The organism is Mycobacterium marinum (assembly GCF_003391395.1).
Lineage (GTDB): Bacteria > Actinomycetota > Actinomycetes > Mycobacteriales > Mycobacteriaceae > Mycobacterium > Mycobacterium marinum.
In genome coordinates, this window is the sequence record NZ_CP024190.1 from 2,543,354 (window position 1) to 2,569,116 (window position 25,763).

At 65.0% G+C, this 25,763-nt stretch carries 20 protein-coding genes; 12 read left to right on the top strand and 8 right to left on the bottom strand.

Annotation, left to right across the window (positions count from 1 at the left end):
* The first annotated feature begins 45 nt into the window (after positions 1–45).
* Positions 46–1,020, top strand: coding sequence for a heme o synthase (locus CCUG20998_RS10800; RefSeq protein ID WP_081650998.1), 975 nt, complete (start codon positions 46–48; stop codon positions 1,018–1,020).
* 78 nt (positions 1,021–1,098) lie between these two features.
* Here CCUG20998_RS10800 and CCUG20998_RS10805 read toward each other — a convergent pair whose 3' ends face one another.
* Positions 1,099–2,466: an FAD-dependent oxidoreductase gene (locus tag CCUG20998_RS10805; RefSeq protein ID WP_020728591.1), complete on the bottom strand. Its 1,368-nt coding sequence runs from the start codon at positions 2,464–2,466 to the stop codon at positions 1,099–1,101.
* A gap of 409 nt (positions 2,467–2,875) precedes the next feature.
* On the opposite strand from CCUG20998_RS10805, the gene otsB reads away from it, so the two are divergent.
* Together otsB and CCUG20998_RS10815 are read left to right on the top strand one after the other, a co-directional pair.
* On the top strand, positions 2,876–6,532 hold the full coding sequence (gene otsB, locus CCUG20998_RS10810) for a trehalose-phosphatase (protein ID WP_020728592.1): 3,657 nt from the start codon (positions 2,876–2,878) through the stop codon (positions 6,530–6,532).
* A 192-nt stretch (positions 6,533–6,724) separates the two neighbouring features.
* A complete protein-coding gene (locus tag CCUG20998_RS10815) occupies positions 6,725–8,008 on the top strand; it encodes an Rv1453 family transcriptional regulator (RefSeq protein ID WP_036455566.1) in 1,284 nt (427 codons plus the stop codon).
* A gap of 54 nt (positions 8,009–8,062) precedes the next feature.
* On the opposite strand, the gene CCUG20998_RS10820 is transcribed toward CCUG20998_RS10815, so the two are convergent.
* Entirely contained in the window at positions 8,063–9,052 is a 990-nt protein-coding gene (locus CCUG20998_RS10820) for a quinone oxidoreductase family protein (protein WP_036455848.1), read from the bottom strand.
* Positions 9,053–9,071: 19 nt separating this feature from the next.
* On the opposite strand from CCUG20998_RS10820, the gene CCUG20998_RS10825 reads away from it, so the two are divergent.
* Positions 9,072–9,926, top strand: coding sequence for an ATP-grasp domain-containing protein (locus CCUG20998_RS10825; RefSeq protein ID WP_036455569.1), 855 nt, complete (start codon positions 9,072–9,074; stop codon positions 9,924–9,926).
* Here the strand turns inward: CCUG20998_RS10825 and CCUG20998_RS10830 are convergent.
* The 4 genes from CCUG20998_RS10830 to mptB form a co-directional block, all read right to left on the bottom strand.
* Entirely contained in the window at positions 9,876–10,805 is a 930-nt protein-coding gene (locus tag CCUG20998_RS10830) for a COX15/CtaA family protein (protein ID WP_172607276.1), read from the bottom strand. The genes CCUG20998_RS10825 and CCUG20998_RS10830 overlap by 51 nt on opposite strands.
* Before the next feature lie 70 nt (positions 10,806–10,875).
* Positions 10,876–11,664 (bottom strand): ABC transporter permease, encoded by a 789-nt coding sequence (locus tag CCUG20998_RS10835; protein WP_020728597.1) that lies wholly within the window; start codon positions 11,662–11,664, stop codon positions 10,876–10,878.
* Complete coding sequence (locus CCUG20998_RS10840) at positions 11,661–12,620, bottom strand: ABC transporter ATP-binding protein (protein WP_020728598.1); 960 nt, start codon at positions 12,618–12,620, stop codon at positions 11,661–11,663. Before CCUG20998_RS10840 ends, CCUG20998_RS10835 begins: the two co-directional genes overlap by 4 nt.
* Positions 12,617–14,434: a polyprenol phosphomannose-dependent alpha 1,6 mannosyltransferase MptB gene (gene mptB / locus CCUG20998_RS10845; protein WP_020728599.1), complete on the bottom strand. Its 1,818-nt coding sequence runs from the start codon at positions 14,432–14,434 to the stop codon at positions 12,617–12,619. The genes CCUG20998_RS10840 and mptB overlap by 4 nt, the downstream gene beginning before the upstream one ends.
* Positions 14,435–14,513: 79 nt before the next feature.
* Between mptB and CCUG20998_RS10850 the strand changes: the two genes are divergently transcribed.
* From CCUG20998_RS10850 to CCUG20998_RS28915, 8 genes are all read left to right on the top strand, one after another.
* Positions 14,514–15,299, top strand: coding sequence for a helix-turn-helix transcriptional regulator (locus tag CCUG20998_RS10850; protein WP_099052634.1), 786 nt, complete (start codon positions 14,514–14,516; stop codon positions 15,297–15,299).
* Positions 15,296–16,741, top strand: coding sequence for a Fe-S cluster assembly protein SufB (sufB, locus tag CCUG20998_RS10855; RefSeq protein WP_020728601.1), 1,446 nt, complete (start codon positions 15,296–15,298; stop codon positions 16,739–16,741). Before CCUG20998_RS10850 ends, sufB begins: the two co-directional genes overlap by 4 nt.
* Entirely contained in the window at positions 16,738–17,937 is a 1,200-nt protein-coding gene (gene sufD / locus CCUG20998_RS10860; RefSeq protein ID WP_020728602.1) for a Fe-S cluster assembly protein SufD, read from the top strand. The genes sufB and sufD overlap by 4 nt, the downstream gene beginning before the upstream one ends.
* Complete coding sequence (gene sufC, locus CCUG20998_RS10865; protein WP_012394024.1) at positions 17,934–18,716, top strand: Fe-S cluster assembly ATPase SufC; 783 nt, start codon at positions 17,934–17,936, stop codon at positions 18,714–18,716. Before sufD ends, sufC begins: the two co-directional genes overlap by 4 nt.
* Positions 18,717–18,718: 2 nt before the next feature.
* Positions 18,719–19,972 carry a cysteine desulfurase gene (locus CCUG20998_RS10870; RefSeq protein WP_036455571.1) on the top strand — a complete coding sequence of 418 codons (1,254 nt, stop codon included), beginning with the start codon at positions 18,719–18,721 and terminating at the stop codon, positions 19,970–19,972.
* Positions 19,969–20,466: a Fe-S cluster assembly sulfur transfer protein SufU gene (gene sufU, locus CCUG20998_RS10875; protein ID WP_085979812.1), complete on the top strand. Its 498-nt coding sequence runs from the start codon at positions 19,969–19,971 to the stop codon at positions 20,464–20,466. The genes CCUG20998_RS10870 and sufU overlap by 4 nt, the downstream gene beginning before the upstream one ends.
* Positions 20,459–20,806: a metal-sulfur cluster assembly factor gene (locus CCUG20998_RS10880; RefSeq protein WP_011739953.1), complete on the top strand. Its 348-nt coding sequence runs from the start codon at positions 20,459–20,461 to the stop codon at positions 20,804–20,806. The genes sufU and CCUG20998_RS10880 overlap by 8 nt, the downstream gene beginning before the upstream one ends.
* A 183-nt stretch (positions 20,807–20,989) precedes the next feature.
* Positions 20,990–22,459 (top strand): PecA family PE domain-processing aspartic protease, encoded by a 1,470-nt coding sequence (locus CCUG20998_RS28915; protein ID WP_020728604.1) that lies wholly within the window; start codon positions 20,990–20,992, stop codon positions 22,457–22,459.
* Between the two features lie 11 nt (positions 22,460–22,470).
* Here the strand turns inward: CCUG20998_RS28915 and CCUG20998_RS10890 are convergent, their stop codons facing one another.
* A complete protein-coding gene (locus CCUG20998_RS10890; RefSeq protein ID WP_020728605.1) occupies positions 22,471–24,300 on the bottom strand; it encodes an acyl-CoA dehydrogenase in 1,830 nt (609 codons plus the stop codon).
* A gap of 105 nt (positions 24,301–24,405) precedes the next feature.
* Positions 24,406–25,503, bottom strand: coding sequence for a PE family protein (locus CCUG20998_RS10895; protein ID WP_020728606.1), 1,098 nt, complete (start codon positions 25,501–25,503; stop codon positions 24,406–24,408).
* Positions 25,504–25,763: the final 260 nt, after the last annotated feature.

The following is a 25,763-nucleotide window of genomic DNA, read 5'->3' on the forward strand; positions in this document are numbered from 1 at the left end:
GTAGTAGAAGCTGTGCGCGGCTGCGAATCCTCGAGGAGTTATTGCGTGAGCGTTCACGGGCGCGTCGCGCCGGGCCAGGCATCTGGCACCGCCCGGCAGCGTAGCGAGCCGGGTACTGGCACGTGGAGGAGCCGCGTGCTCGGTACGGTGCTGGCCTATCTGGCGTTGACCAAGCCGCGGGTCATCGAACTGTTGTTGGTTACCGCGATCCCGGCGATGCTGCTGGCCGACCGCGGTGCCGTTCATCCGCTGATCATTGCGAACACGCTGATCGGCGGCATGATGGCTGCCGCTGGCGCCAACACGCTCAACTGTGTGGCCGACGCCGATATCGACAAGGTGATGAAGCGAACGGCGCGCCGCCCGCTCGCGCGAGCCGCGGTGCCGACCAGAAGCGCGCTGATCTTCGGTTTGGCGCTGACCGTGGTTTCGTTCTTCTGGCTGTGGTTGAATGCCAATCTGCTGTCCGGGCTGTTGGCCCTGGCCACCGTGGCGTTCTATGTGTTCGTCTACACGCTGTTGCTCAAGCGCCGCACGTCGCAAAACGTGGTGTGGGGCGGGGCCGCCGGGTGCATGCCGGTGATGATCGGTTGGTCCGCGGTCACGGGCACCCTGGCCTGGCCGGCGCTGGCGATGTTCGCGATCATCTTCTTCTGGACGCCGCCGCATACCTGGGCGTTGGCGATGCGGTACAAGGACGACTACAAAGAGGCCGGCGTGCCGATGCTGCCGGCTGTGGCGACCGAACGTCAGGTAACCAAGCAGATCCTGATCTATACCTGGCTGACCGTGTTGGCAACGTTGGCGCTGACGCCGGCGGCTGGGTGGCTTTATGCGGCGGTTGCCGTGGTGGCGGGGGCGTGGTTCTTGACCATGGCGCATCAGCTCTACGCCGGAGTGCGCGCCGGCGAGGCGGTCAAGCCGCTGCGGTTGTTCCTGCAATCCAACAATTACCTGGCGTTGGTGTTCTGCGCGCTGGCTGTCGACTCGGCGATCGGGCTGCCCACGCTGCTCGGCTAACCGTGCAGCGCGCCGGCGGCACCGGCCGGGCGCGGTGAATCTCAACCGGTATTTCCCGCCGCCTTCGGGGATCGATCGCTAGTTGCCCGAGCGGATTGCCGGGAAATGCTGGTCGGCCAGCCCGTAGCTGTAGGTGATCGTGTGCTCGAGACTCTCGAAACCCAGGGCGCCGCCGAGGTAGAAAATGTCGCCCTGGCCTTGCAGCGACTCCAGATCGTCGTAGAAGCCGTTCGCGATCGCGGATTGCGACACATGGGGGAAAAACTTCGGCCAGGCCTTCGTCAGAACGGTGGTCTTCAGTGTCACACCAACTTTTTCGAGTTGGGTATGTAATTCCTCCAGGGCCGCTTCCTGGCATCCCGGCTGCTCAGGTGATCCGTGGTAATAAAACACCCACCATGGGCTCTGTGGCCAGGGGCGCAACCCGATGTGTCCACCCGCAAGGCCAAGGTGTTGAGAGCCGAGCGACACGTAGCCGGACGCGTCGGGAAGGCCATCACCGTCGGCGATTGTCACGTAGTAGTCGGCGTAGCGGATCTCGCGCTTGACCCGTGCGCCGGTCTTCGTGATCGCGTTGTTGAGGGCGCTGCTTGCGCCGCTCGCATCGAGCAGATCGAACGCGTCATCCAACGGGGTTGCCAGCAGGACCGCATCGAAAGTCCCGAGTTCGCGCCCGTCGCCGGCGTAGATCCAGAGTCCTTCCTGCTTGCGTACGACCCGACTGACCGGAACTTCAGTGCGGACATGGCAATCCTTGGCCATCGCGATCGCCAGCGACTGGGCGCCCAGAGTGAAACTCAGCCGCTCGGCGCCGCCCTGCAATTTCTGCATGAGAAGGGAGCGAATGCCGTGGCGGGGAGTACACAACCGAAAGTAAATAAAATAGAGTGCAGCAACTTCGCTATATGGACCGTACCCCATATCCACAACCGGTTCCCACATGGACGCCAAAGGAGCTAACCGCAGTTTCTTTACCCATTGTTCCAAGGGCAGAGACAGTTCATCGCGTAGCCAGCCGAGTTCGGGGCAATGATTGAATGAGAATCCTGGTTTGTCGAAATATTTCCGATATCGCTTGATGTAACGCCGCACCTTGATTGCTGAGCCCAGGTAGGCGCGCGTTGAGTGCGCCGCCGCTATCGCGGCTTCCAGTCCGGTCCACTCGGCCGTGTCGAGGTCGACGGCCAGCATCGGCTCGCGCAGGAAGGTCTGCAGCCCGTATCGGCGGGCAAGAGCCCAAGTATTCGGGTATCGCTGCGGCACGACCACAACCCCGCCCAGGTCGTAGTAGCGCCCATCGACCTCCACCGAACACGCTTTGCCGCCAACCTGTGCGGAGCCCTCGAAGACCGTGACGTCGTCGTAGCCGCGCTCGCGCAGGCGCAGCGCCGCGCTCAACCCGGCAGTGCCGCCACCAACAATTGCGATGCGCTTGGGTTGATTCATGTGGCTGTGTTCCCTTCACGTTGCCATTCGGTGTCGGTCCGCGGTACTGTCTAAATTCATGGGGTGATGAATTATCAATGATTTCCCGGGATGTCCTCGCCGGGGCCAAACTGGCATCTGGCAATGCGGTAAAGATTCGATCATCTGACACGATAGTGGCTTGGCAAATTTTGTCAGGCAAAAAGATGGAATCTAGTTCTCGGCCCGCTGTCGACGGTACTTCGGAATCGCATCCCGGCGAGCCAACTAGCGGGTTAGAGGTAGCGCGCTCACCAGGATGAGGTCAGCGGCCGGGACTTTTGTCACCAATCCGTGGCCGAAGTGCTCCGATGGGTGCGAAGACGTTCATTTCGCTGCGGGAGCGCGCGACCATGGGGCGACAACATACTCGGGCTAGGGGATCGCCAAGATGAAGTCGTTCACGATCGATCCGCGTCGCCACGATGGAGTGATCTTCGTCCTCGACGGCGACGGACCCGAACAGTCGATCTGGGAGCCGACCGTCGCACTGGCCCGAAAGCTCTGGCAGGTCGGAGTGGGAACCGCCGTCTATTCGCCCGCCGATGAGAGCGTGAGAGTGCTCGAGGCGGCAGGGTTGTCCGAACCAGAGCGAGCCAGTGCACCGCCACAAGCCTCGCAGGCGAAGCCCTATTGCATCGGCCTCTCGGCTGCCGCCGCCAAGTTGGGGGCCGCTGTCGAACGGTTGGCAGTCGTGGCCGGCATGGATGGCGGGGTGGAGGCCGCCCGAGAGTGCGGCTTCGCCTTCGTCATCGGATTTGACCGGGACGGACGGGCCGAGGAACTCCTGCGCCGCGGCGCGGACGTCGTCGCTGCCGATCTTGCCGAAGTCACCGTGCGTACCGGCGACGAGCGCCTATCTCAATGCCCCAACGCGCTGGATTCCTACGGTCAGGTGATCGGGATGGTCGCCGGTCGGCAATTGTTCGTCTGTATGGACTACGACGGCACGCTGTCCGAAATCGTGTCGGATCCCGATGCCGCCACCCTGGTCGATGGCGCCGCCGAGGCGCTGGCGCACTTGTCGACGCAATGCCCGGTCGCAATTCTGTCCGGCCGCGATTTAACCGACATCCGTGACCGGGTAGGGGTACCGGGCATCTGGTACGCCGGCAGCCACGGCTTCGAACTGATCGCGCCCGACGGTACTCACCACCAGCATGAGGCGGCCGCCGCCGCGGTTGACGTGCTGGCGAGCGCGGCCGAGGACCTTCGCCACGAGTTGGCCCAGATCCCGGGCGCGAGTGTCGAACACAAGCGTTTTGCCGTCGCGGTGCACTATCGCAATGTCGCCCGTGAGCACGTGGCCCAGGTGATCGCGACCACCCACCGATACCGCCGCGAATATGGCCTTCGGGTGACCAGTGGCCGCAAGGTCGTCGAGCTGCGACCCGACATCGACTGGGACAAGGGTGCCGCGCTGGCCTGGATTCGCTCACTCATCTTCGAAAACTCGCGGGTACTGCCGATGTACGTGGGTGATGACCTCACCGATGAGGACGCGTTCGATGCGCTGCGGTTCAGCGGCGTGGGGATCGTGGTCCGTCACGACGAGGACGGTGACCGACCCACCGCCGCCAACTTCACGCTGCGCAACCCAAACGAAGTCCGTGACTTCGTTCGACGCGGCGCCGGGTGGCTGGCGCATGCGCACGAGACGCAATCGCGCGGTTGGACTTTCACATTCGAAGGCTACGATCCGCCCAACGAAAAGCTGCGCGAAGCGCTGTGCACCGTCGGCAACGGTTACTTCGCCACCCGTGGTGCCGCACCCGAATCGACGGCGGGGCAGGTCCACTATCCGGGAACATATGCCGGCGGCGTGTTCAACCGGCTGGACGACCTGATCGGGGGTACCAGGACAGCTCACGAAAGCCTGGTGAACCTACCCAACTGGCTGCCACTAACCTTCCGGATCGACGGCGGCGACTGGTTTGACGTCGACGCGGTGACGTTGTTGTCCTACCGTCAGACGCTTGACCTGCGTGGTGCGGTGCTGACCCGGGAACTGACCTTCCGTGACGACGCCGGGCGCACCACCTCGGTAACCCAGCACCGCTTCGTTTCGATGAACCAGGCGCATGTGGCGGCGCTGCAAACCACCATCGTCGGCCACGACTGGTCGGGGACGATCGAAATCCGGTCCACCATCGACGGCAACGTCCGCAATTCCGGGGTGGAGCGGTACCGAAATCTGGCCAGCAATCATCTGCAGGGTCTGGAAAAGGCTGTGCTGTCCGAGAATTCGGTGTCGATGGCCGTGGAGACCACGCAGTCGAAGATCCCGGTCGCGGTGGCAGCCAGGACCAGCCTATGGCGCGGGGACGAGCCGGTCGCGGCAACGTACCGGTTGCTCGACGAGGAATTCGAAGTCGGCCACAAGATCTTCACCGAGGCCAAACTGGGCCAGCCGTTGACCGTGGAGAAGATTGTCACCCTGGTGAGCGGGCTTGATGTGGCCACCTCACACCCGGCCATCGGAGCGGAGCGCCGACTCGGTCGCCAGGGACGGTTTGCCGAGATTTGTGACGCCCACCGGATTGCCTGGTCGCATCTGTGGGAACGGTTGTCGATCGAATTCTCCAACCACACCGAAGAGCTGCGCGTATTGCGCCTGCACCTGCTGCACCTGCTGCAGACGGTGTCCTACAACAGTGCGGATCTCGATGTCGGGGTCCCAGCCCGCGGGCTGCACGGTGAGGCCTACCGGGGACATATTTTCTGGGACGAGCTGTTCATCTTCCCGGTGCTGAACCTGCGCCTTCCCGCGGTGACCCGATCGCTGCTGCTGTATCGCTACCGGCGCCTGCTCGAGGCCCAGCGCGCGGCCAAACTGGCCGGCTATCGCGGTGCGATGTATCCGTGGCAGTCCGGCAGCGACGGGCGAGAGGAAAGCCCCGAGCAGCACCTGAACCCGCGGTCGGGCCGATGGATACCCGATGCCAGCCACCGTGCGCACCATATCGGCATCGCCGTCGCATACAACGTCTGGCAGTTTTACCAAGTCACCGGCGATCTCGCGTTCATGATCGATTACGGGACCGAGATGATGGCCGAGATAGCCCGGTTCTGGGTGAGTAGGGCGACTTATGACGCCGAGGGTGATCGGTACCACATCAAGGGCGTCATCGGACCCGATGAATTCCATTCCGGTTACCCCGACCGGCCCTACGACGGCGTGGACGACAACGCGTACACCAACGTGATGGCGGCCTGGGTGATCCTGCGGGCGATCGATGCGTTGCTGCTGATGCCGCTGCCGAACCGGTTGGACTTGTACGAAAAGCTGGCACTGACCGAAGCGGAGCTGGCTCAGTGGGACCACGTCAGCCGGCGCATGTTCGTCCCGTTCCACGACGGCGTGATCAGTCAGTTTGACGGATATGAGCAGTTGGCAGAACTGGATTGGGACGCCTACCGGCATCGATACGGCAACATCCAGCGGCTCGACCGCATCCTTGAAGCCGAGGACGACGATGTCAATCGCTATCGGGCGTCCAAGCAGGCCGACGCGCTGATGTTGCTCTATCTGTTGTCTGCGGACGAACTGGGGGAGCTGCTGGACCGGCTCGGCTACCACATGGAACGGGACCAGATCCCGGAGATGGTGGACTATTACATGGCGCGTACTTCCCATGGGTCGACGCTGAGCGCCGCGGTTCACGGATGGGTGCTGGCCCGCGCCAATCGGGATCGCGCCCTGGAGTTCTTTCAGCAGGTGCTCGAGTCCGACGTTGCCGACATCCAGGGCGGTACCACCGCGGAGGGTGTCCACCTGGCCGCGATGGCCGGCAGCGTGGACTTCGTGCAACGCTGCTTCACCGGACTGGAGATCCGTGCCGATCGAATCGTGTTGTCCCCGCACTGGCCGGAATACCTTGGTGCACTTGGATTTCCGATTCACTACCGCGGTAACCACCTACACCTGAGGGTAAGTGGGAAGGGCGCGGAGATCAGCGTCGAGCCGCGTGATGTGCCGCCCGTCGAAGTGGAATGCCATGGACGGGTGGAGCGGCTGTTGCCGGGAAGCACCGTTCGATTCAGCTAGCGGGCTGGCTAGGCCGGTATCGCCGTTACCGCTTCGGCACTGCCGCCGTTACCGAACAGCAGGGCGGTTACCGTCAACCCCGGCAGCGCCGTAATTCTTGTTCCGTTGCCGCCGTCGCGCCGGTGTCCCGCGAGTTGCTCTGTGCAGCACAAATAGCCGATGAATTTGACCCAAGTGACTTAATATCGTCCTGTGAAGTCACGCGAGTTATCGCCGCGGGTGCGTGACCTGATCCGTGAAGCGGCGCGGGTTGCGCTCAACCCCAGTCAACAATGGCTCGAAGAATTCGACCGTGCGACGCTGGCTGCAGCGCCGCCAATCGCCGAGAACCCGGATTTGGCGACCGTCATCAGCCGGGCAAATCGCGCCAATCTACGCCACTTCGCGGCGTCCAACCTGCGAAATCCGGGCGACCCGGTACCGGCGAACCTGGGTGCCGAGCCGCTGCGAATGGCCAGGGATTTGGTACGTCTCGGCCTTGACACGCTGGCTCTCGATGTCTACCGCGTCGGGCAAAACGTGGCCTGGCAGCGGTGGACCGACATTGTGTTCGGCCTCACCACCGACCCCCAGGAGCTGCGCGAACTGCTCGATGTGCCGTTTCGGTCGGCTGCGGCGTTCATCGACACCACGCTTGCGGGCATCGCCGCGCAAATGGAGCTCGAGCACCACGAGCTGTCGCGCAATATCTGCGCCGAGCGCCGCCGCATTGTCGAGCTTCTTCTCAATGGCGCACCCATCAGCCGCGATTCCGCCGAATCCCGGTTGGGTTACCCCCTGGATCGGTCGCATACCGCCGCCATCATTTGGAGTGACCGCTCCGACGGTGACCACCGCGACCTGGACCGAGCCGTGGACGCGTTCTGCAATGCCGTTGGGTGCGCAAGCTCGCTGGCCATCATGTCTGCCGCCACGACACGCTGGGTCTGGGTGCGTGACGTAGATGTCTTCGACTGCAGTCAGATTCGTCAGGTGATGCGCGAATTGCCGCACGTGCGCATCGCCATCGGAACCACCGAACCGGGAGTTGACGGGTTCCGTCGTAGCCACCGCGATGCGCTTACCGCCGCACGCATGTTGATCCGGCTGCGCTCACCCCAGCAAGTTGCCTTCTTCGGCGACGTCGAGATGATTGCCCTGCTCACCGAGAACCCGGACGGTGCGGATGAATTCATCAAGAACACGCTCGGCGACTTCGAGGAAGCCTCCCCGGCTCTGCAACACACCCTGCTGACCTTTATCAGCCAACAGTGCAATGCATCTCGTGCCGCGCGGCTGCTGTACACCCATCGCAACACGTTGATGCACCGACTCGAAACCGCGCAGCGCCTGCTTCCCAAGCCTCTCGAGGACACCACGGTTCGCGTTGCCGTCGCTCTCGAGGTTTTGCAGTGGCGCAGCAAGCAACCCGGCAATCCCGCCGCGAGTGGGGCAGGCAAACCAGACGACCGCACCCCGCCGGAACAGCGGCCCTGAGCCTGGGGGGCGTCCGGCGCTTCGGCAGTTGCTGCCCGAGTTGCCCCGAAATGGCTAGGGCAACAACACGACCGACCCAATAGTCTTGCGGGCTTCCAGATCTTGATGGGCCTTCATCGCATCGGCCAGCCGATACCGCCCGCCAACCTCGATGGTGATTACCGCGCTGCTGATCGCGTCGAAAAGTTCGCTGGCCCGCCAGCTGAATTCCTCGGCGGTGCGGATGAAGTGGAACAGCGACGGACGGGTGAGATACACCGAGCCGGCCGCATTGAGCCGTTGCGGATCGACTGGAGGAACGGGACCACTGGCGGCGCCGAACAATGCGAGCGTCCCGCGTACGGCCAGGCTGGCCAGGCTGGCGTCGAACGTCGTTGCCCCGACTCCGTCGTAGACGGCGGCCACACCGGCACCATCAGTCAGGGCGCGCACCTGTCCGCCAAACTGCCAAGCGTCGGTGGGGTAGTCCAGCACTTCGGCCGCGCCGGCATCCCTGGAGAGCTTGGCCTTTTCCGGAGTTGAGACGGTGCTGATCACCCGTGCCCCCAGGTGAGTAGCCCATTGCGTCAGAATCAGCCCGACGCCGCCGGCGCCGGCATGCACCAAGATGGCGTCGCCGTCGGCAACCGGGTACACCGACTTCAGGAGATAGTGCGCGGTGAGGCCCTTCAGCAGTGCCGATGCGGCCACTTCGGCGCTGACACCGTCGGGCACCTTGGCGGTCAGAGCCGCCGGTGCAGTGCAGAATTCGGCATAGCCGCCGTTCGCGGAGGCGCTGACCACGCGGTCGCCCACAGCAATCCCGCCGGCATCGGCCGCCGTGGCACCCGGGCCGAGGGCTACCACGGTTCCGCATACCTCCGAGCCGATGACGAACGGCAGCTCCCGTGGATAACTTCCCGACCGGAAGTAGGTGTCGATGAAGTTGACACCGATCGCCTCGGCCTTGATCACCAGCTCGCCATGACCGGGCTCGGGTTGCGGCCTCTCGACGTAGCTGAGGACTTCGGGACCGCCTGTTTGGCTGACTTCAATTGCGTGCACGCCGCTATCATGCCCGACCATGAAGTTGGCCCGGCCGGAAGTCTTCCATCCGCGCGTCGCCTTGGCGGGTTGGCCGCACCAACCCGCCGGTGATGGCGACGACGCCGGGCTGGTTGCGGCCCTGCGCCGCCGCGGGCTGCATGCGCATTGGTTGTCGTGGGACGATCCCGACGTCAGTCGGGCGGACCTGGTGATCCTGCGGGCTACCCGCGACTACGCCCGTCGGCTCGACGAGTTTGTGGCCTGGACCGGCGGCGTCCGCAATCTGCTCAACCCGCCCGCGGTGGTGGCCTGGAATGCACACCGGCGCTACTTGGACGACCTGGCGAACAGGGGCGTGCCGACGCTACCCAGCCATACGTGCCGGCCGGGGGAGCGGTTGCGGTCGCTGCCGGCTCCTCGGGTGTTCGTCGGCCCCGGCGTGGGTAGCGGCACTCGGCGTTTCAGTGATCACGCCAAGGCCGCGGAATATGTCGATGAACTCCACGCGGCAGGGCAGTCGGCGCTGGTGCAGATCGGTGATCCGGTTCCCGAGGCGGTGCTGATTTTTGTGGGTGGGCGGCCCTCGCACGCGTTCACCACCCAGGAACACGCGCTACGTCAGGGCGAGCCGGACTTCGAGATCTGGGATATCGGTGCTGCGGCGATGCGGGCCGCGGCCGCTGCGGCCGGCGTGCGGGTGGGGGAGCTGCTCTGCGCTCGGGCCCACCTGGTCGGTACTCGGCTGCTGGAACTGCAATTGATCGACCCGTCGTTGGGCTGGCGGCGCTTGGACACCGCCACCCGAGACCGGGCCCAGCGTGAGTTCGCGCTGAGCGTCCAGTCAGCTCTGGGGGGCCTCGGCCTGGGTCCGTTCTCGCATCGACGCCCATAGCGCCGCGGTCGCTGCGGTACAGGCCGCGGCCCCCGCCACGTGGACGGCAACCAGAGCGGCGGGCACTCCCGTGTAGTACTGCACGGTGCCCACACCGGCTTGGGCGAAAACCAACACCACCAGGACGGTCAGCCGCCGCAGGATCGCGTGGGTGGCGCCGACGGCCAGGAGCCCGAACCCCAGCCCGACCAATAACGCGAGGTAGGAAACCAGCAGCGATGAGTGCAGGTGCACCAGGTCGGTGATCTCGATTTTCAGTCGCGGCACCGTCCGGCTGGGGCTCTTGTCGCCCGCATGCGGGCCGGCGGCCGTCACCAGCGTGCCCGTTACCAGGACCGCGGCCAGATTCACCGCGCTGAGCACGGTGAGGGCGCGCAGCGGACTGGCCACCAGTTCGTGCGTAACGCCTTCGTCGGGCTGGCCGACTTTGACATAGAGCAACACCGACAGCCAGACCATCGTCATCGATGCCAGCAGATGGATGGCTACCGTCCACCACAGCAACCCGGTGCGCACCGTGATGCCACCGATCACGGCCTGCACCACCGTGGAGGCCGGCATCAGCCACGCGTAGACCAGTACCTCGGTGCGCCGCCGTGCCCGGGTGACGGCCAACACGGCCAGCGCCGCGGTGATGACCACCGCGAAGGTGATCATCCGATTACCGAACTCGACGGCCTGATGGATTCGGGGCACCTCGGCGACCGCCACCGGGGTGAAGCTGCCGGGAAAGCACTGTGGCCAGGTCGGACAACCCAGGCCCGAGGCCGTGACGCGGACGATTGCGCCGGTGACGGCGATACCGCCCTGGGTCAGGATGACGGCCGCGGCGATGATCCGCTGAACGCGCAGGCTCGGGTCGGGGAGCAGGTCAACCAACCGCAGCAAGACTCGTCCGAGGGCCACCGCCCGATCGTAGCGACAACTACGTCGCGTAGTAGAACGGGTATCAGGTGAAGCGGAACCAGCGTCGCGCCGCCAGCGCCGCCAGCGTTCCCCACGCGGCCAGCACAACCAGGCCGAACCAGTCCACCGACAGGACCATCGCCCGCGACAGCGCCTCGGTGAGCGCGCCCGACGGAGTGAGCCGCGCCGCCCACTTGACCGCGGTGGGAATCACATCGGTTTCGACCGTCAGCGCGCCGAAGCCGGCGAACACGAACCACATCAGGTTGGCGACCGCCAGCACGATCTCGGCCCGTAACGTGCCGCCGAGCAGCAGGCCGAGAGCCGCGAAACCGGCGGTACCCAGGGCAATCACCGCGCCACCCAGCGCCAGCGCGGCCAGCGCCGGGCGCCAGCCCAGGGCGAAGCCGATGGCGCCCAGCACGATTGCCTGCAGGAACACCACGGCGACGACGGCCAGCGACTTGCCGGCGATGATCCCCCAGACCGGCAGCGGGGTTGCTCCGAGCCGTTTGAGTGCCCCGTATCGGCGGTCGAATGCCACCGCGATGGCCTGCCCGGTGAATGCGGTGGAGATCACGGCCAGCGCCATGATCACCGGCACGAAGGTGGCGGCTCGGTGCTGGCCGAAAGAGCCGAGGGGCAGCAGTGTCAGACCAATCAGCAGGGTGATCGGGATGAACATGGTCAGTAGCAGCTGCTCACCGTTGCGCAGCAGCAGCTTCAGCTCCAGACCGAACTGAGCGGCCAGCATCCGGGGCACGGCACTCGGCCGTGGGTCCGGGGTGAAGGTGCCTACGGGAAAGGTGCCTTCGGTGTTGGTCTGCGTCACGATCGCAACTTTCTACCGGTGAGATCGAGGAACACGTCCTCGAGGCTGCGTTGCTCGACCCGCATGTCGGTGGCCAGCACGTCGATGCGCGCGCACCACGCCGTGACCGCTGCCAGCACCTGCGGATCGACGCTGCCTTCGACCAGGTATTCGCCCGGAGTTACCTCGGTGACCCGGTAATCCTCCGGCAGCGCCGACACCAACAACGACAGGTCTAGCCGCGGTGGCGCGGTGAACCTCAATTGGTCTTTGGCGCCGCTGCGCATCAACTCGCTTGGGGTTCCGGCAGCCACCGTGACGCCATGATCGATGATGACCAGCCGGTCGGCGAGTTCCTCGGCCTCCTTGAGTTGGTGGGTGGTCAGCACCACCGTCACCCCGTCGCGGCGCAGGGCGTCGATCAATTCCCACACCAACAGCCGGGCATGAGCGTCCATACCGGCGGTCGGCTCGTCCAGAAACACCAGCTCGGGCCGCCCCACCAGGGCGCAGGCCAGGGCGAGGCGCTGCTGTTGTCCCCCGGACAGGCGCCGGTAGGTGGTCCGCGCCGCATCGGTCAGTCCGAGGGTGTCCAACAACCAGCGTGGATCTAGCGGGTCGGCGGCGTAGGAAGCGACCAGGTTGAGCATCTCGCCGGCGCGTGCCGCCGGATAGCCGCCCCCGCCCTGCAGCATCACACCGATACGGGGCCGCAGACGTGCGTTATCGGCGATCGGGTCCAGCCCCAGCACCTCGATGCTGCCGGCATCCGGGCGCACGAAGCCCTCACACATCTCGACGGTTGTGGTCTTCCCGGCTCCGTTAGGCCCCAGCAGGGCCATCACCTCTGCGGCGCGCACCTCCAAGTCGAGGTTGGAGACCGCCGTCACAGAGCCGTACTGTTTGCCGACCCCGCGCAGCCTCACCACGATTTCGGTGCCCCGGCCTGCCGCGGGGTATTTGGGGTCCGAGCTCACGTCGAGTCAGCGTAGGCGTCGGTTGCCGACGTCGGTCGCCGGGTCACCGGAGTCTCGGCGGCCGGGTCCGCGGTCTCCTGCTGATCCGATTCGCCCTGTTGGTTTGGTTCGGCCTGCTGAGTCGCTTCCGCCGGTTGGGTCGCCTCTGCTGGTGGGGTCGAGTCGACCGGCAGTGCCCTCCATGGCAACCGGTGGTAGGTGAGGGCCATCAGCACCAGCACGATGATGGCGCTGGCCAGGGTGGCATCAACGATCTGGAATAGCGCGAAGCGATCGCCGTTGGCGGTGGGGCCGAAGATGCCGACGATGAGGGTGATGATGATGGTCGCCACCCGGAATCCGGTGCGGGTGGCCCAGGCGGCCATCGGAATGATCGCCCAGAGTAGGTACCAGGGCTGCACCACCGGAAACAACAGCACCGTGAGGCCCAGCGCGACGCCAAGCCCTCCGATCGGGTGCAGGCGGCCGCGGAACACGGCGAGCAGCAGCCAGCTGACCATCACCATGATGATCAAGACGCCCATGGCGCGCGTCAGCGACAGCACCGCGGTGGTGTGATCACCCAGCCGCAGCAGGATCCCGACCTGCCCGGTGCCCAGTGCCAGTAGCGTTGGCGGCGACATCCAGCTGCGCACCACGTTGGCGGTTCCCAGGGTGAACATCCAGCCGAACCCCAGCCCACTGGCCCAGCCGACCACGGCCATTACCGACACCGTCAACGCCGACATCGCGCTGCCACACACCAGCAGCGCCTTGATCGTGCCGCCATAGCGGTATGCCAATGCCATCGTGATAAAGCCCAGCGCCAGCAGCGACGGCAACTTCACCTGCGACGACAGCGCGATCAGGATCGCTCCGCCCGCCAGCATGCCCAGCGGTTCCCATGCGGTGGCACGAGCCTTGATTGCCCGGCTTCGCTCCGCGCTGCCGGCGCGCCTGAGCGCCGGACGGGGCCGACCGGAAAGTGGTATCAGCCGCGGCGCATCAAGACCTCGCAGCGCGAACTCGGCGCCGGTCAGCATCAGTCCGAGCATCAGCGCCTCGTTGTGGATACCGGCAACCAGATGCATGAACAGCAGCGGATTGGCTGCGCCCAGCCATAGCGCGCTGACCTCGGCCACCCCGCAGCGTTGGGCCAATCGTGGGGTAGCCCACACGATCAACGCCACGCCGATCAACACCACCAGTCGGTGGAAGAGCACCGCGGCGACGATGTTCTCGCCGGTCAAATCCGAGATTCCGCGGCCGATCCACAAGAACAGAGGGCCGTAGGGTGCCGGCGTTTCCCGCCACAAGCTGGGGACCGACAGCGTAAAGACGTGGCCCAGTCCCAGACCCGATGCCGGTCCCACCCGGTAGGGGTCCAGCCCGTCCCTCGAGATCTGGCTTTGGGCCAGGTAGGAGTAGACGTCCTTGCTGTACATCGGTGGTGCGATCAGCAGCGGCAGCATCCACAACACCAGCGTGCGGTCCAGTTCCCCGCGCGACATCCGCCGCTTGCCCAGCGCGAACCGGCCGAGCATCAGCCAAGCCAGCGTCATCATGACCGCACCGGTGGTCGTCATGGTCAATGACACCGTCTGTATTCGCGACGGAAGATTGAGTAACCGCACTCCGAACGTGGGGTCCTGGACTACTGGCCTGGCGCCGGCACCCAGCGCGCCGATGCTCATCAGGACGGTTCCGGTAGCTCCGAACAGGCGAGTTCGCGCCAGTGCGGTGAGTTCGGCGGCGTTTAGCGGCGAGCCCACCGCCTGCTCGTCGCCGTGCAAGCTGGCGATCGATGAGCTCAGCGTGTGGTGGCGGGCTGCCATCAGAGCAGCGTAGCGGCACACCAGGCGGTGCCGTCGCGTCACTCGGGTGTGACCAGCGCAACCCCTAGCCAGGGCATCCTTGCTAGACCGATGCCCGGAATTGCGTCACACTGGTGTTGTGAAAATCCAACCGGAGTTCAGTGCTGCGCACAGCGCAGCTCTCGTGGCCGGGTCGGATGGTCACACCCGCAGGGCCATCGTCCGGTTGCTCCTGGAATCCGGATCCATCACGGCCAGCGAGATCGGTGACCGGCTCGGGCTCTCGGCTGCCGGCGTACGTCGCCATCTCGATGCCTTGATCGACGCGGGTGACGCCGAATCCGCGCCTGCCGCCCCGTGGCAGCAGGCGGGACGTGGACGGCCCGCCAAGCGCTACCGCCTGACACCGGGAGGCCGGGCCAAGCTCGAGCACTCCTACGATGATCTGGCGGCGGCGGCGATACGCCAACTCCGTGAAATCGGTGGTGATGACGCGGTGCGCACGTTCGCCCGGCGCCGGATCGACGCCATTCTGGCCGGTGTGCCGGCCGCTGCCAGCCCAGACGACGCCGCGGTCGAAGCGGCGGCCGAGCGCGTCGCCAGCGCGCTGACCAAGGCGGGCTACGTCGCCACAACCACCCGGGTGGGCGGGCCCATCCACGGTGTGCAAATCTGCCAGCACCACTGCCCGGTGTCCCATGTAGCCGAGGAATTCCCGGAGTTGTGTGAAGCCGAGCAGCAGGCCATCGCGGAGGTGCTCGGCACTCACGTGCAGCGGTTGGCGACCATCGTCAACGGAGACTGTGCCTGCACCACCCACGTGCCCCTAACCCCGGCGCCCAGCCCGCGCCAACACCTGACGAGCACCGGAGGAGCGTCCGCATGACACTCACACCAGAAGCGAAGACCGCGGTCGAACCGCTGACCCAGGATGAGGCCATCGCCTCACTGGGCAACTATGGCTACGGCTGGTCGGACTCCGACGCGGCCGGCGCGGCCGCGCAGCGCGGGTTGTCCGAGGCCGTGGTCCGCGATATCTCCGCCAAGAAAAACGAGCCCGAATGGATGCTGCAAACTCGGCTCAAGGCGCTGCGCATCTTCGAGCGCAAGCCCATGCCGAATTGGGGTTCCAACCTCGGGGGCATCGACTTCGACAACATCAAGTACTTCGTGCGCTCTACCGAGAAGCAGGCTGCCAGCTGGGACGATCTGCCCGAAGACATTCGCAACACCTACGATCGCCTGGGCATTCCGGAAGCCGAGAAGCAGCGCCTGGTCGCCGGTGTGGCGGCCCAGTATGAGTCAGAGGTGGTCTACCACCAGATCCGCGAGGATCTGGAGGCCCAAGGCGTCATCTTCTTGGACACCGACACCGGTCTGCGCGAACACCCGGAGATCTTCAAGCAGTACTTCGGCACCGTGATCCCGGCCGGGGACAACAAGTTCTCCGCGCTGAACACCGCGGTGTGGTCGGGCGGAAGTTTCATCTACGTCCCGCCGGGCGTGCACGTCGATATCCCGCTGCAGGCCTACTTCCGGATCAACACCGAGAACATGGGTCAGTTCGAGCGGACGCTGATCATTGCCGACGAGGGTTCCTACGTGCACTACGTCGAGGGCTGCACCGCGCCGATCTACAAGTCGGACTCGCTGCACTCGGCCGTCGTCGAGATCATCGTGAAACCGCATGCGCGGGTGCGCTACACCACCATTCAGAACTGGTCGAACAACGTCTACAACCTGGTCACCAAGCGGGCCCGCGCCGAGGCCGGCGCCACCATGGAGTGGATCGACGGCAACATCGGATCCAAGGTCACCATGAAGTACCCGGCGGTGTGGATGACCGGCGAACACGCCAAGGGCGAAGTGCTGTCGGTGGCGTTCGCGGGCGAGGATCAGCACCAGGACACCGGCGCCAAGATGCTGCACCTGGCGCCGAACACGTCGAGCAACATCGTGTCCAAATCGGTCGCGCGCGGTGGCGGTCGCACCTCCTACCGGGGCCTGGTCCAGGTCAACAAGGGTGCGCACGGGTCACGGTCCAGTGTGAAATGTGATGCGCTGCTGGTCGATACGATCAGCCGCAGCGACACCTACCCCTACGTTGACATCCGCGAGGACGACGTCACGATGGGCCACGAGGCCACCGTGTCCAAGGTCAGCGAAAACCAGCTGTTCTATCTGATGAGCCGTGGGTTGACCGAGGACGAGGCGATGGCGATGGTGGTGCGCGGCTTTGTCGAGCCGATCGCCAAGGAACTGCCGATGGAGTACGCGCTCGAGCTCAACCGGCTAATCGAGCTGCAGATGGAGGGTGCGGTCGGATGACCGTTGAAAATCTGACGACGGCCGCTGCACTGAACAAGGGTGAGCTATTCGCATCTTTCGACGTCGACGCCTTCGAGGTTCCGCACGGCCGCGACGAGATTTGGCGGTTCACTCCGCTGAAGCGGTTGCGCGGTCTGCACGACGGCTCCGCACCTGCCTCGGGCAGCGCCCAGCTCACCGTCGGTGAACAGGCCGGTCTGCGGGTAGAGACGGTACGCCGCGGCGACGAGCGGTTGGGCCAGGGCGGTGTTCCCGCTGATCGTGTTGCCGCCCAGGCCTTCTCATCGTTCAACTCGGCAACGTTGGTCACCGTCGGGCGAGACACCCAGCTGGGCGAGCCGGTGAACATCACCGTCACCGGGCCGGGTGAAGGCGCGGTTGCCTACGGGCACCTGCAGATCAGGGTCGAGGAGCTGGGTGAAGCCGTCGTGGTGGTCGACCACCGGGGTGGTGGAACCTACGCCGACAATGTCGAGTTCGTCGTCGGCGACTGTGCCCGGCTCACCGTGGTGTGGATCGCGGACTGGGCTGACGACACCGTTCACCTGAGCGCGCATCACGCCAAGCTGGGTAAGGACGCGGTATTGCGGCACGTGACCGTGACATTGGGCGGCGAAGTGGTGCGGATGTCGGCCAACGTGCGCTTCACCGCACCCGGGGGCGATGCCGACCTGCTGGGCCTGTACTTCGCTGACGACGGCCAGCACCTGGAGTCGCGGCTGCTGGTGGATCACGCTCAGCCGGACTGCAAGTCCAACGTGCTGTACAAGGGTGCACTGCAAGGCGATCCGGAGTCGGCCCTGCCGGACGCGCACACCGTGTGGGTGGGCGACGTGCTGATCCGTGCCGCGGCCACCGGCACCGACACCTTCGAGGTGAACCGCAACCTGGTGCTCACCGACGGTGCGCGTGCGGACTCGGTGCCCAATCTGGAGATCGAGACCGGCGAGATTGCCGGCGCCGGCCACGCCAGTGCGACCGGGCGTTTCGACGACGAGCAACTGTTCTACCTGCGCTCTCGGGGCATCCCCGAAGAGCAGGCCCGCCGGTTGGTGATCCGTGGTTTCTTCGGCGAGATCATCTCCAAGATCGCGCTTCCCGAGGTGCGGGAACGCTTGACCGGCGCCATTGAACACGAACTGGAAATCACCGAATCACAGGCAACAGAGAAGACGGAAAATACAGCAGCCTCATGACCACATTGATTATCAAGGACCTGCACGTCAGCGTCGAGAATCCCAACGCAGCCGAGGGTGAGCGCGAGATTCCCATCCTCAAGGGCGTCGATCTCACCGTGAAATCCGGTGAGACACACGCTTTGATGGGCCCCAACGGCTCCGGCAAGTCCACGTTGTCCTATGCCATCGCCGGTCACCCCAAGTACCAGGTGACATCGGGGTCCATCACGCTAGACGGCGCCGACGTGCTGGAGATGAGTGTCGACGAGCGTGCCCGAGCCGGACTGTTTTTGGCCATGCAGTACCCCGTCGAGGTGCCCGGTGTCTCGGTGTCGAACTTCCTGCGTTCGGCTGCGACGGCCATCCGCGGCGAGGCGCCGAAGCTGCGGCACTGGGTCAAAGAGGTCAAGGCCGCGATGGCCGCCCTCGAGATCGACCCCGTGTTCGCCGAGCGCAGCGTCAACGAAGGCTTTTCCGGCGGCGAGAAGAAGCGCCATGAGATTCTGCAGCTGGAACTGCTCAAGCCCAAGATCGCCATTCTCGACGAGACCGACTCTGGCCTCGACGTTGACGCGTTGCGCGTGGTCAGCGAGGGGGTCAACCGCTACGCGGAGGCAGAACACGGCGGCATCTTGTTGATCACCCACTACACCCGCATTCTGCGCTACATCCGTCCAGAGTTTGTGCACGTGTTCGTCGGCGGACGTATCGCCGAATCCGGTGGGCCCGAGCTGGCCGACGAACTCGAGCAGAACGGGTACGTCCGCTTTACCCAAGCGGCGGCCGCAGGGGCCTGAAAATGACTGTCTCGGTGGCGCGTCTGGACCTCGCGGCGATCCGGGCCGACTTCCCGATCCTGCAGCGCGTCATGCGTAGCGGAAATCAGTTGGCCTACCTGGATTCCGGTGCCACATCGCAGCGTCCGCTGCAGGTGCTCGATGCGGAGCGGGAATTTCTCACCACGTGCAACGGCGCGGTGCATCGCGGGGCCCATCAGCTGATGGAAGAAGCCACCGACGCCTACGAGCAGGGCCGAGCCGACATTGCGGCTTTCGTTGGAGCCGAGCCCGACGAACTGGTGTTCACCAAGAATGCCACCGAGTCACTCAATCTGGTGTCATACGTGCTGGGGGACAGCCGGTTCGACCGAGCCATCGGCCCGGGTGACGTCATCGTCACCACCGAACTCGAACACCACGCCAACCTGATTCCGTGGCAGGAACTCGCCCGGCGTACCGGGGCAACGTTGCGTTGGTACTCGGTGACCGACGAGGGGCGTATCGACCTCGATTCACTGCAGCTCGATGAGCGCGTCAAAGTTGTTACCTTCACTCATCATTCGAATGTGACCGGTGCGTTGGCGCCGGTGGCCGAATTGGTGTCTCGCGCCAAGGCGGTGGGGGCGCTGACGGTTTTGGATGCCTGCCAGTCGGTGCCGCATCAGCCGGTCGACTTTCACAAACTTGATGTGGATTTCGCCGCCTTCTCTGGACACAAAATGCTGGGTCCCAACGGAATCGGTGTGCTCTATGGCCGTCGTGAGCTGTTGGCGGCGATGCCGCCGTTCCTGACCGGCGGTTCGATGATCGAAACGGTGACCATGGAGGCCAGCACGTACGCGCCCGCGCCCCAGCGCTTCGAGGCGGGCACCCCGATGACCTCCCAGGTGGTCGGATTGGCGGCAGCGGCGCGCTATCTGGATGCAATCGGTATGGATGTCATCGAAGCCCACGAGCGTGACCTGGTTGCCGCGGCCGTCGAGGGGCTGTCGGCCATCGGCGGCGTCCGCATCATCGGACCCACGTCGATGGAGAACCGCGGGTCGCCGGTGTCGTTCGTCGTTGATGGGGTGCACGCCCACGATGTCGGTCAGGTGCTCGATGACGAAGGCGTCGCGGTCCGGGTCGGGCATCACTGCGCATTGCCGCTGCACCGCAAGTTCGGCGTAGCCGCAACCGCGCGCGCGTCGTTCGCGGTGTACAACACCCGCGACGAGGTGAGCCGGCTGTTGGCCGGTGTGCAGCGGTCGCTGAATTTCTTTGGGAGAGGCTGAAGTTGCGACTGGAGCAGATGTATCAGGACGTGATCCTCGATCACTACAAGCACCCGCAGCACCGCGGATTGCGGGAGCCGTTCGCCACCCAGGTCAGCCACGTCAACCCGGTCTGCGGCGACGAAGTCACCCTGCGGGTCACACTGTCCAATGACGGGGCGACGATTGCAGACGTTTCCTATGACGGGCAAGGTTGTTCCATCAGCCAAGCCGCTACCTCGGTGCTCACCCAGCAGGTGATCGGGCAAACGGTGCCAGAGGCGCTCGAGACCGTCGACGCCTTCAGTCAAATGGTGTCCTCGCGCGGAACCGTGCAGGGCGACGAGGATGTCCTGGGCGACGGAGTTGCGTTTGCCGGCGTCGCGAAGTATCCGGCTCGGGTGAAGTGTGCCTTGCTCGGCTGGATGGCATTCAAAGACGCACTGGCCCAGGCTATTACCGCAAATGCGCTAGCCGAAGGCGGCGAACACGTGGAGGAGGTCAGCGATGAGTGAAACCACCGCTCCCAATGAAGAGATGCTCGCCGACATCGAGGAGGCGATGCGCGACGTCGTCGACCCCGAACTGGGCATCAATGTTGTCGATCTGGGGCTGGTCTACGGACTGAACCTGGCCGAAGGAGAGGACGGTACCGTCGCGCTGATCGACATGACGTTGACCTCGCCGGCCTGTCCGCTGACCGATGTCATCGAGGATCAGTCGCGCAGCGCGTTGGTCGGCAGCGGGCTGGTCAACGAGATGCAGATCAACTGGGTGTGGAACCCGCCGTGGGGGCCGGACAAGATCACCGAGGACGGGCGGGAGCAGCTGCGCGCCCTTGGTTTTACCGTCTGACTCGACGCTGCGTCGGCCCGCGCCGGCCGACGATCTGTCGCCATACAGTTGATCATTGACCTGTATGGTTTCTAGCCTATGCTCGGCCGCGGCCAACATCTAGACTGTGACTTCGACCACACTGTTCCAAGTCGAGTTACCGGCTAGGTGCGGCATCCGTCGCTGGCGAGTGAGGGGGCTTACGTGTCTCTTCTGGTGGTGGCGCCCGAGCTGGTGACTTCGGCGGCGGCCGACTTGCAGGGCATCGGTTCTTCGGTCAACGCGGCAAACGCGGCGGCGGCGATTTCGACCACCGAACTTACCGCCGCGGCCGCCGATGAGGTCTCTGCGGCCGCGGCAACACTGCTAGGGGGCTTCGGTCAGCAGTACCAAGCGCTGGCAGGTCAGTTGGCAACCGCCTATGACCAGTTGGCCAGCAAGCTCGCGACCGACGCGGCCGCATATCTCGGCGCCGAATCCGCCAACGCAAATCAGCTGCTCTCGAACGCAGTCAATGCATCGACCGCCCTGGTCAACGGGCCATTTCTGGAGTTGACTGGGCGTCCGCTGATCGGCAACGGTGCCAACGGCTATACCACCGCCCAAGGCATAGGGACACCCGGCGGAGCCGGTGGGTGGTTGTATGGCAACGGCGGAAGCGGTGGCAACAGCACGCATGCCGGCGTGGCTGGGGGCGCGGGCGGAAACGCGGGTCTGATCGGCAACGGCGGAATGGGCGGGGCCGGCCTGCGCGGCGGCGATGGCGGCACCGGTGGCCTGGGGGGCTGGCTGTGGGGCCAGGCCGGGGCCGCGGGCACCGGCACCCCGCTGCCCGCGAACGAAATCCTGATGCGGGTGGACCAATACGGCAACCCAGTGGTGACCATCTCGGTCGGCGGGGGCCCCGGCATCGCTGTGACGGTCGATACCGGAGCCAGTGGCCTGTTGGTCCGGCCGCAAGACGTCAATCTGCAATCTCTGGGCACCCCCACCGGTTCGGGCGCCGTCACCTACGGCAATAGCAGCTACGCGTTCAACACCGTGCAATATCAGACATATCAGACAACGGTGAATTTCGGGAATGGCATCGTCACCGATCCGACCAATGTTGCGGTCGCCACGTCGGCGACTCAGACAATCAATGGCGTCACCACTTCTATTCCGCTCTCGTCGCTACCCCTTTATTTGGGAATTGGGCCCAACAACGATTTCCCGCTGCCTGACCAGGTGACCGCCGCGCTGCCGGGTGACCTCAATCAAGGCGTGCTGATAAACACGAATCTGGGTTACCTGCAGTTTGGTGCCAACCCGCTGACCCCGGTCGCATCGGTCACCGGCTCGCCGGTCACTGACCTGCAGATACAGATCAACAACGGTCCGCTGCAGCCCGCTACCGGCTCGTTCATCGATTCGGGCGGATTATACGGCACCATTCCTTCCAGCCTCATTCCCGGCGTTCCGGTTGGCTATTCGGTGCCGGTGGGAACCACTATTACGGTCTATACCACCGACGGTGTGCAGTTGTACTCCCAGACGGTTACTGGTAGCACCAACGCGCCATTGGTCGTGCCGTCGAACAACCCATTCAATACCGGCAATTATCCCTTCCTGCTGGGGCCGATATACATCTCGAACAGCCCAACCGGGGGTGGGCAGACAATTTTTGACTTCTGACGTCAGGGGCCTCAGAAGGCTTCTTCGGAAATGCGCATGATCTCGTCGTCGATGGATTCGATGACGGCCCGCACTCCGGTCAGCTTCGGCAGCATGTTCTTGGCGAAAAAGGTCGCCACGGCGATCTTGCCTGTGTAGAAGGCCTCGTCGTCCTTGCTGGGGGAGTCGGCCAGCGCAGCGTGTGCGACGCCGGCCTGCACCAGCAGCCGCCAACCGATGATCAAGTCTCCGACCGCGAGCAGGTAGCGCACCGACCCGAGCCCCACCTTGTAGATGTCGGTCGGATGCTGGGCGGCCGACATCAGGTAGGTGGTCAGTGTGCCCGTCATCGCGGTGACGTCGTCGAGCGCGGTCTGTAGCAGCTCGGCTTGCGGTTTCAGCGACGGATCGACGTTGTCGATGGTCTGCGTGATCTGAGCCGTCACGAACTGCAGCGCCTGACCGTGGTCACGGACGATCTTGCGGAAGAAGAAGTCCAGTGACTGGATGGCGGTGGTGCCTTCGTAGAGGGAATCGATCTTGGCGTCGCGGATGTACTGCTCGATCGGATAGTCGGACAGGAAGCCGGAACCGCCCAGGGTCTGCAGCGACTCGGTGAGGATTTCGTAGGCCCGTTCCGACCCGACACCCTTGACCACCGGCAGCAGCAGATCGTCGACGCGGTGCGCCATGTCGTGGTCCGCGCCCGAAACCCGTTGCGCAACAGCGTCGTCCTGGTGCGCTGCGGCATACAGATACAGCGCCCGCAGCCCCTCGGCGTAGGCCTTCTGGGTCATCAGGCTACGGCGCACATCGGGGTGATGCATGATCGTGACCCGTGGCGCGGTCTTATCGGTCATCTGGGTCAGATCCGCGCCCTGCACCCGCTCCTTGGCATAGGCGAGTGCGTTGAGGTAGCCGGTGGACAGCGTCCCGGAGGACTTCACCCCGATCGTCATTCGCGCGTGCTCGATCACGGTGAACATCTGCGCGATCCCGTTGTGCACCCCGCCGACCAGGTAACCCACCGCGGGTACGTCGGTGGCGCCGAACGTCACCTCGCAGGTGGGGGAGGACTTCAGGCCCATCTTGTGCTCCAGGCCGGTCACGTAGACGCCGTTGCGCGGCCCGAGTTCCCCGGTGTCGGGATCGAACAAGTAGTTCGGGACGTAGAACAGACTCAGCCCTTTGGTGCCTGGACCGGCGCCCTCGGGACGGGCCAACACCAGATGGAAGATGTTCTCGCTCGTGTCGCCTACGTCACCACCGGAAATGAACCGCTTGACGCCTTCGATGTGCCAGGTGCCATCGGGTTGTTCGATGGCCTTGGCGCGGCCGGCGCCGACGTCAGAGCCCGCGTCGGGTTCGGTGAGCACCATGGTGGCCTGCCACCCACGCTCGATTCCCATTGCCGCCCATCGCCGTTGCTCCTCGTTGCCCTCGGCGTAGAGCGATTGCGCCATCGTCGGGCCCAGGATGAAGAAGCCCGCAGACGGGTTGGCACAGAAGATCATTTCGTTGACGGCCCAGGTCAGTGGCGGAGGGGCGGGCATCCCGCCGATCTCCTCGGCCAAGCCCAGGCGCCACCACTCGGCGTCTTTGATGGCCTGGACGGTCTTGACTAGCTCATCGGGCACGCTGATGGAGTGGGTGGCCGGGTCAAATACCGGTGGGTTGCGGTCCGCGGCGGCAAAGGTTTCGGCGACCGGGCCCTCGGCCAAGCGCGCCGCTTCGGACAGGATCGTACGAACGGTGTCGGCATCGAGTTCGCTGTACTTTCCGGTGCCGAGGACGGCGCCGACATCGAGAACCTCGAATAGGTTGAACTCGAGATCACGGACGTTGGCGATGTAGTGCCCCAATGCAGTTCCCTTCGACTCGGCTGATCGGCGCTTTCCGGGGCTTAGTCTCTCCGAGCGGGCAAAACGTACGCAACCGTAACCAGCCGCGGGCGGACTGACCTGCCACTAGCCGTTGGTGCCGTCCTGGCCGAACAGCAGCCCACGGGTTCCGCCGAGACCGTCGGTGCCGGTGCCACCGCCGGTGCCACCGTCGCCGCCATTGCCGATCAGCAGCGCGTTGCCACCGTTGCCGCCGTTGCCGCTGACTCCGCCGCCATCGCCACCGGCCCCGCCGTTGCCGATGAGCCCGGCCTGGCCGCCCACCCCGCCGTTGGCGTTCGAGCCGCCGGTGCCGCCAATACCGCCGTTGCCGACGAAGAAGCCGGCGTTGCCGCCATTGCCGGAGTTGCCCATGGAACTCGAGTCCCCGCCCGCGCCCCCGTTGCCCAGCAGCCAGGCCCTGCCACCGTTACCACCGCCGAAGACGCCGTTGCCGCCATCACCGGCGTTGCCGAACAGCAGCCCGCCATTGCCGCCGAGGCCACCGATCCCCGCCAGACCGCTGGTACCGCCGGCGCCGCCCATACCGATTAGCAAGGCAGAGCCGCCGGATCCGGCGGTACTACCGGTGCCGCCCATGCCGCCGGCCCCGCCGTTGCCGAGCAGCAGCCCTCCCGTGCCGCCGTTGCCGCCGAGCGCGCCCCCTCCGCCGGTTCCTCCGGCGCCACCACTGCCGAACAGGCCCGCGGCTCCACCGGATCCACCGGCCACCCCGGCGGTAGCTGACGAGAAGCCCTTGCCGCCATCGCCGATGAGCAGTCCGCCGGCCCCGCCGTTCGGGTTGGCGGCTGTCCCATCGGTGCCGTTACCGATCAGGGGACGGTTCAACAGCAACTGGGTGGGTGCGTTGATCACATCGAGCAGCGGCTGCAGAGGGTTGACGCTGGCAGCCTCCGCGGCGGTGTACGCCGCCGCGCCGCCGAACAGCGTTTGCACGAATCGCTCGTGAAACGCCGCAGCTTGCAGGCTCACGGCCTGGAAGCTCTGGCCGTGCGCACCGAACAAAGACGCGACCGCGGATGACACCTCATCGGCCGCCGCGGCCGTCACGGCGGTGGTTTGAGTCGCCGCCGCCGAGTTCGCCGTCTCGATCAGTGATCCGATGCGAGCCAGGCTCCCGGCTGCCTCCGACACCCACTGAGTATCTGCAATCACGAATGACATCGCGCACCTCCAGTATGAAGCGTCAGCGGCCGAAGAATTCTACCGCAGTTCTGCCGGGTTTGTTTGCCCATTGCGCATCCTTTCCTGACTGAAATTGCATGAACAAGGGCGCAATTCAGGCGGCATCTGAGGCCAGGAAGATGGGCGCGCGAGGTTGCCCTGAGTCCCCGGTTTCGGGCGCACGAAGGACGCCGGACATAAGCCGGCTTCGTTTACATTGCGGCTTGCCTTGTCGCAGTGACCAATTCAATCGCATACCG

Coding starts and splice junctions, on each gene's coding strand:
- mptB (WP_020728599.1), bottom strand. CDS start 14,434: ATGGCAGCCCGCCACCACACGCTGAGCTCATCGATCGCCAGCTTGCAC.
- sufB (WP_020728601.1), top strand. CDS start 15,296: ATGACACTCACACCAGAAGCGAAGACCGCGGTCGAACCGCTGACCCAG.
- sufC (WP_012394024.1), top strand. CDS start 17,934: ATGACCACATTGATTATCAAGGACCTGCACGTCAGCGTCGAGAATCCC.
- CCUG20998_RS10895 (WP_020728606.1), bottom strand. CDS start 25,503: ATGTCATTCGTGATTGCAGATACTCAGTGGGTGTCGGAGGCAGCCGGG.
- CCUG20998_RS10825 (WP_036455569.1), top strand. CDS start 9,072: ATGAAGTTGGCCCGGCCGGAAGTCTTCCATCCGCGCGTCGCCTTGGCG.
- sufD (WP_020728602.1), top strand. CDS start 16,738: ATGACCGTTGAAAATCTGACGACGGCCGCTGCACTGAACAAGGGTGAG.
- otsB (WP_020728592.1), top strand. CDS start 2,876: ATGAAGTCGTTCACGATCGATCCGCGTCGCCACGATGGAGTGATCTTC.
- CCUG20998_RS10880 (WP_011739953.1), top strand. CDS start 20,459: ATGAGTGAAACCACCGCTCCCAATGAAGAGATGCTCGCCGACATCGAG.
- CCUG20998_RS10805 (WP_020728591.1), bottom strand. CDS start 2,466: ATGAATCAACCCAAGCGCATCGCAATTGTTGGTGGCGGCACTGCCGGG.
- CCUG20998_RS10870 (WP_036455571.1), top strand. CDS start 18,719: ATGACTGTCTCGGTGGCGCGTCTGGACCTCGCGGCGATCCGGGCCGAC.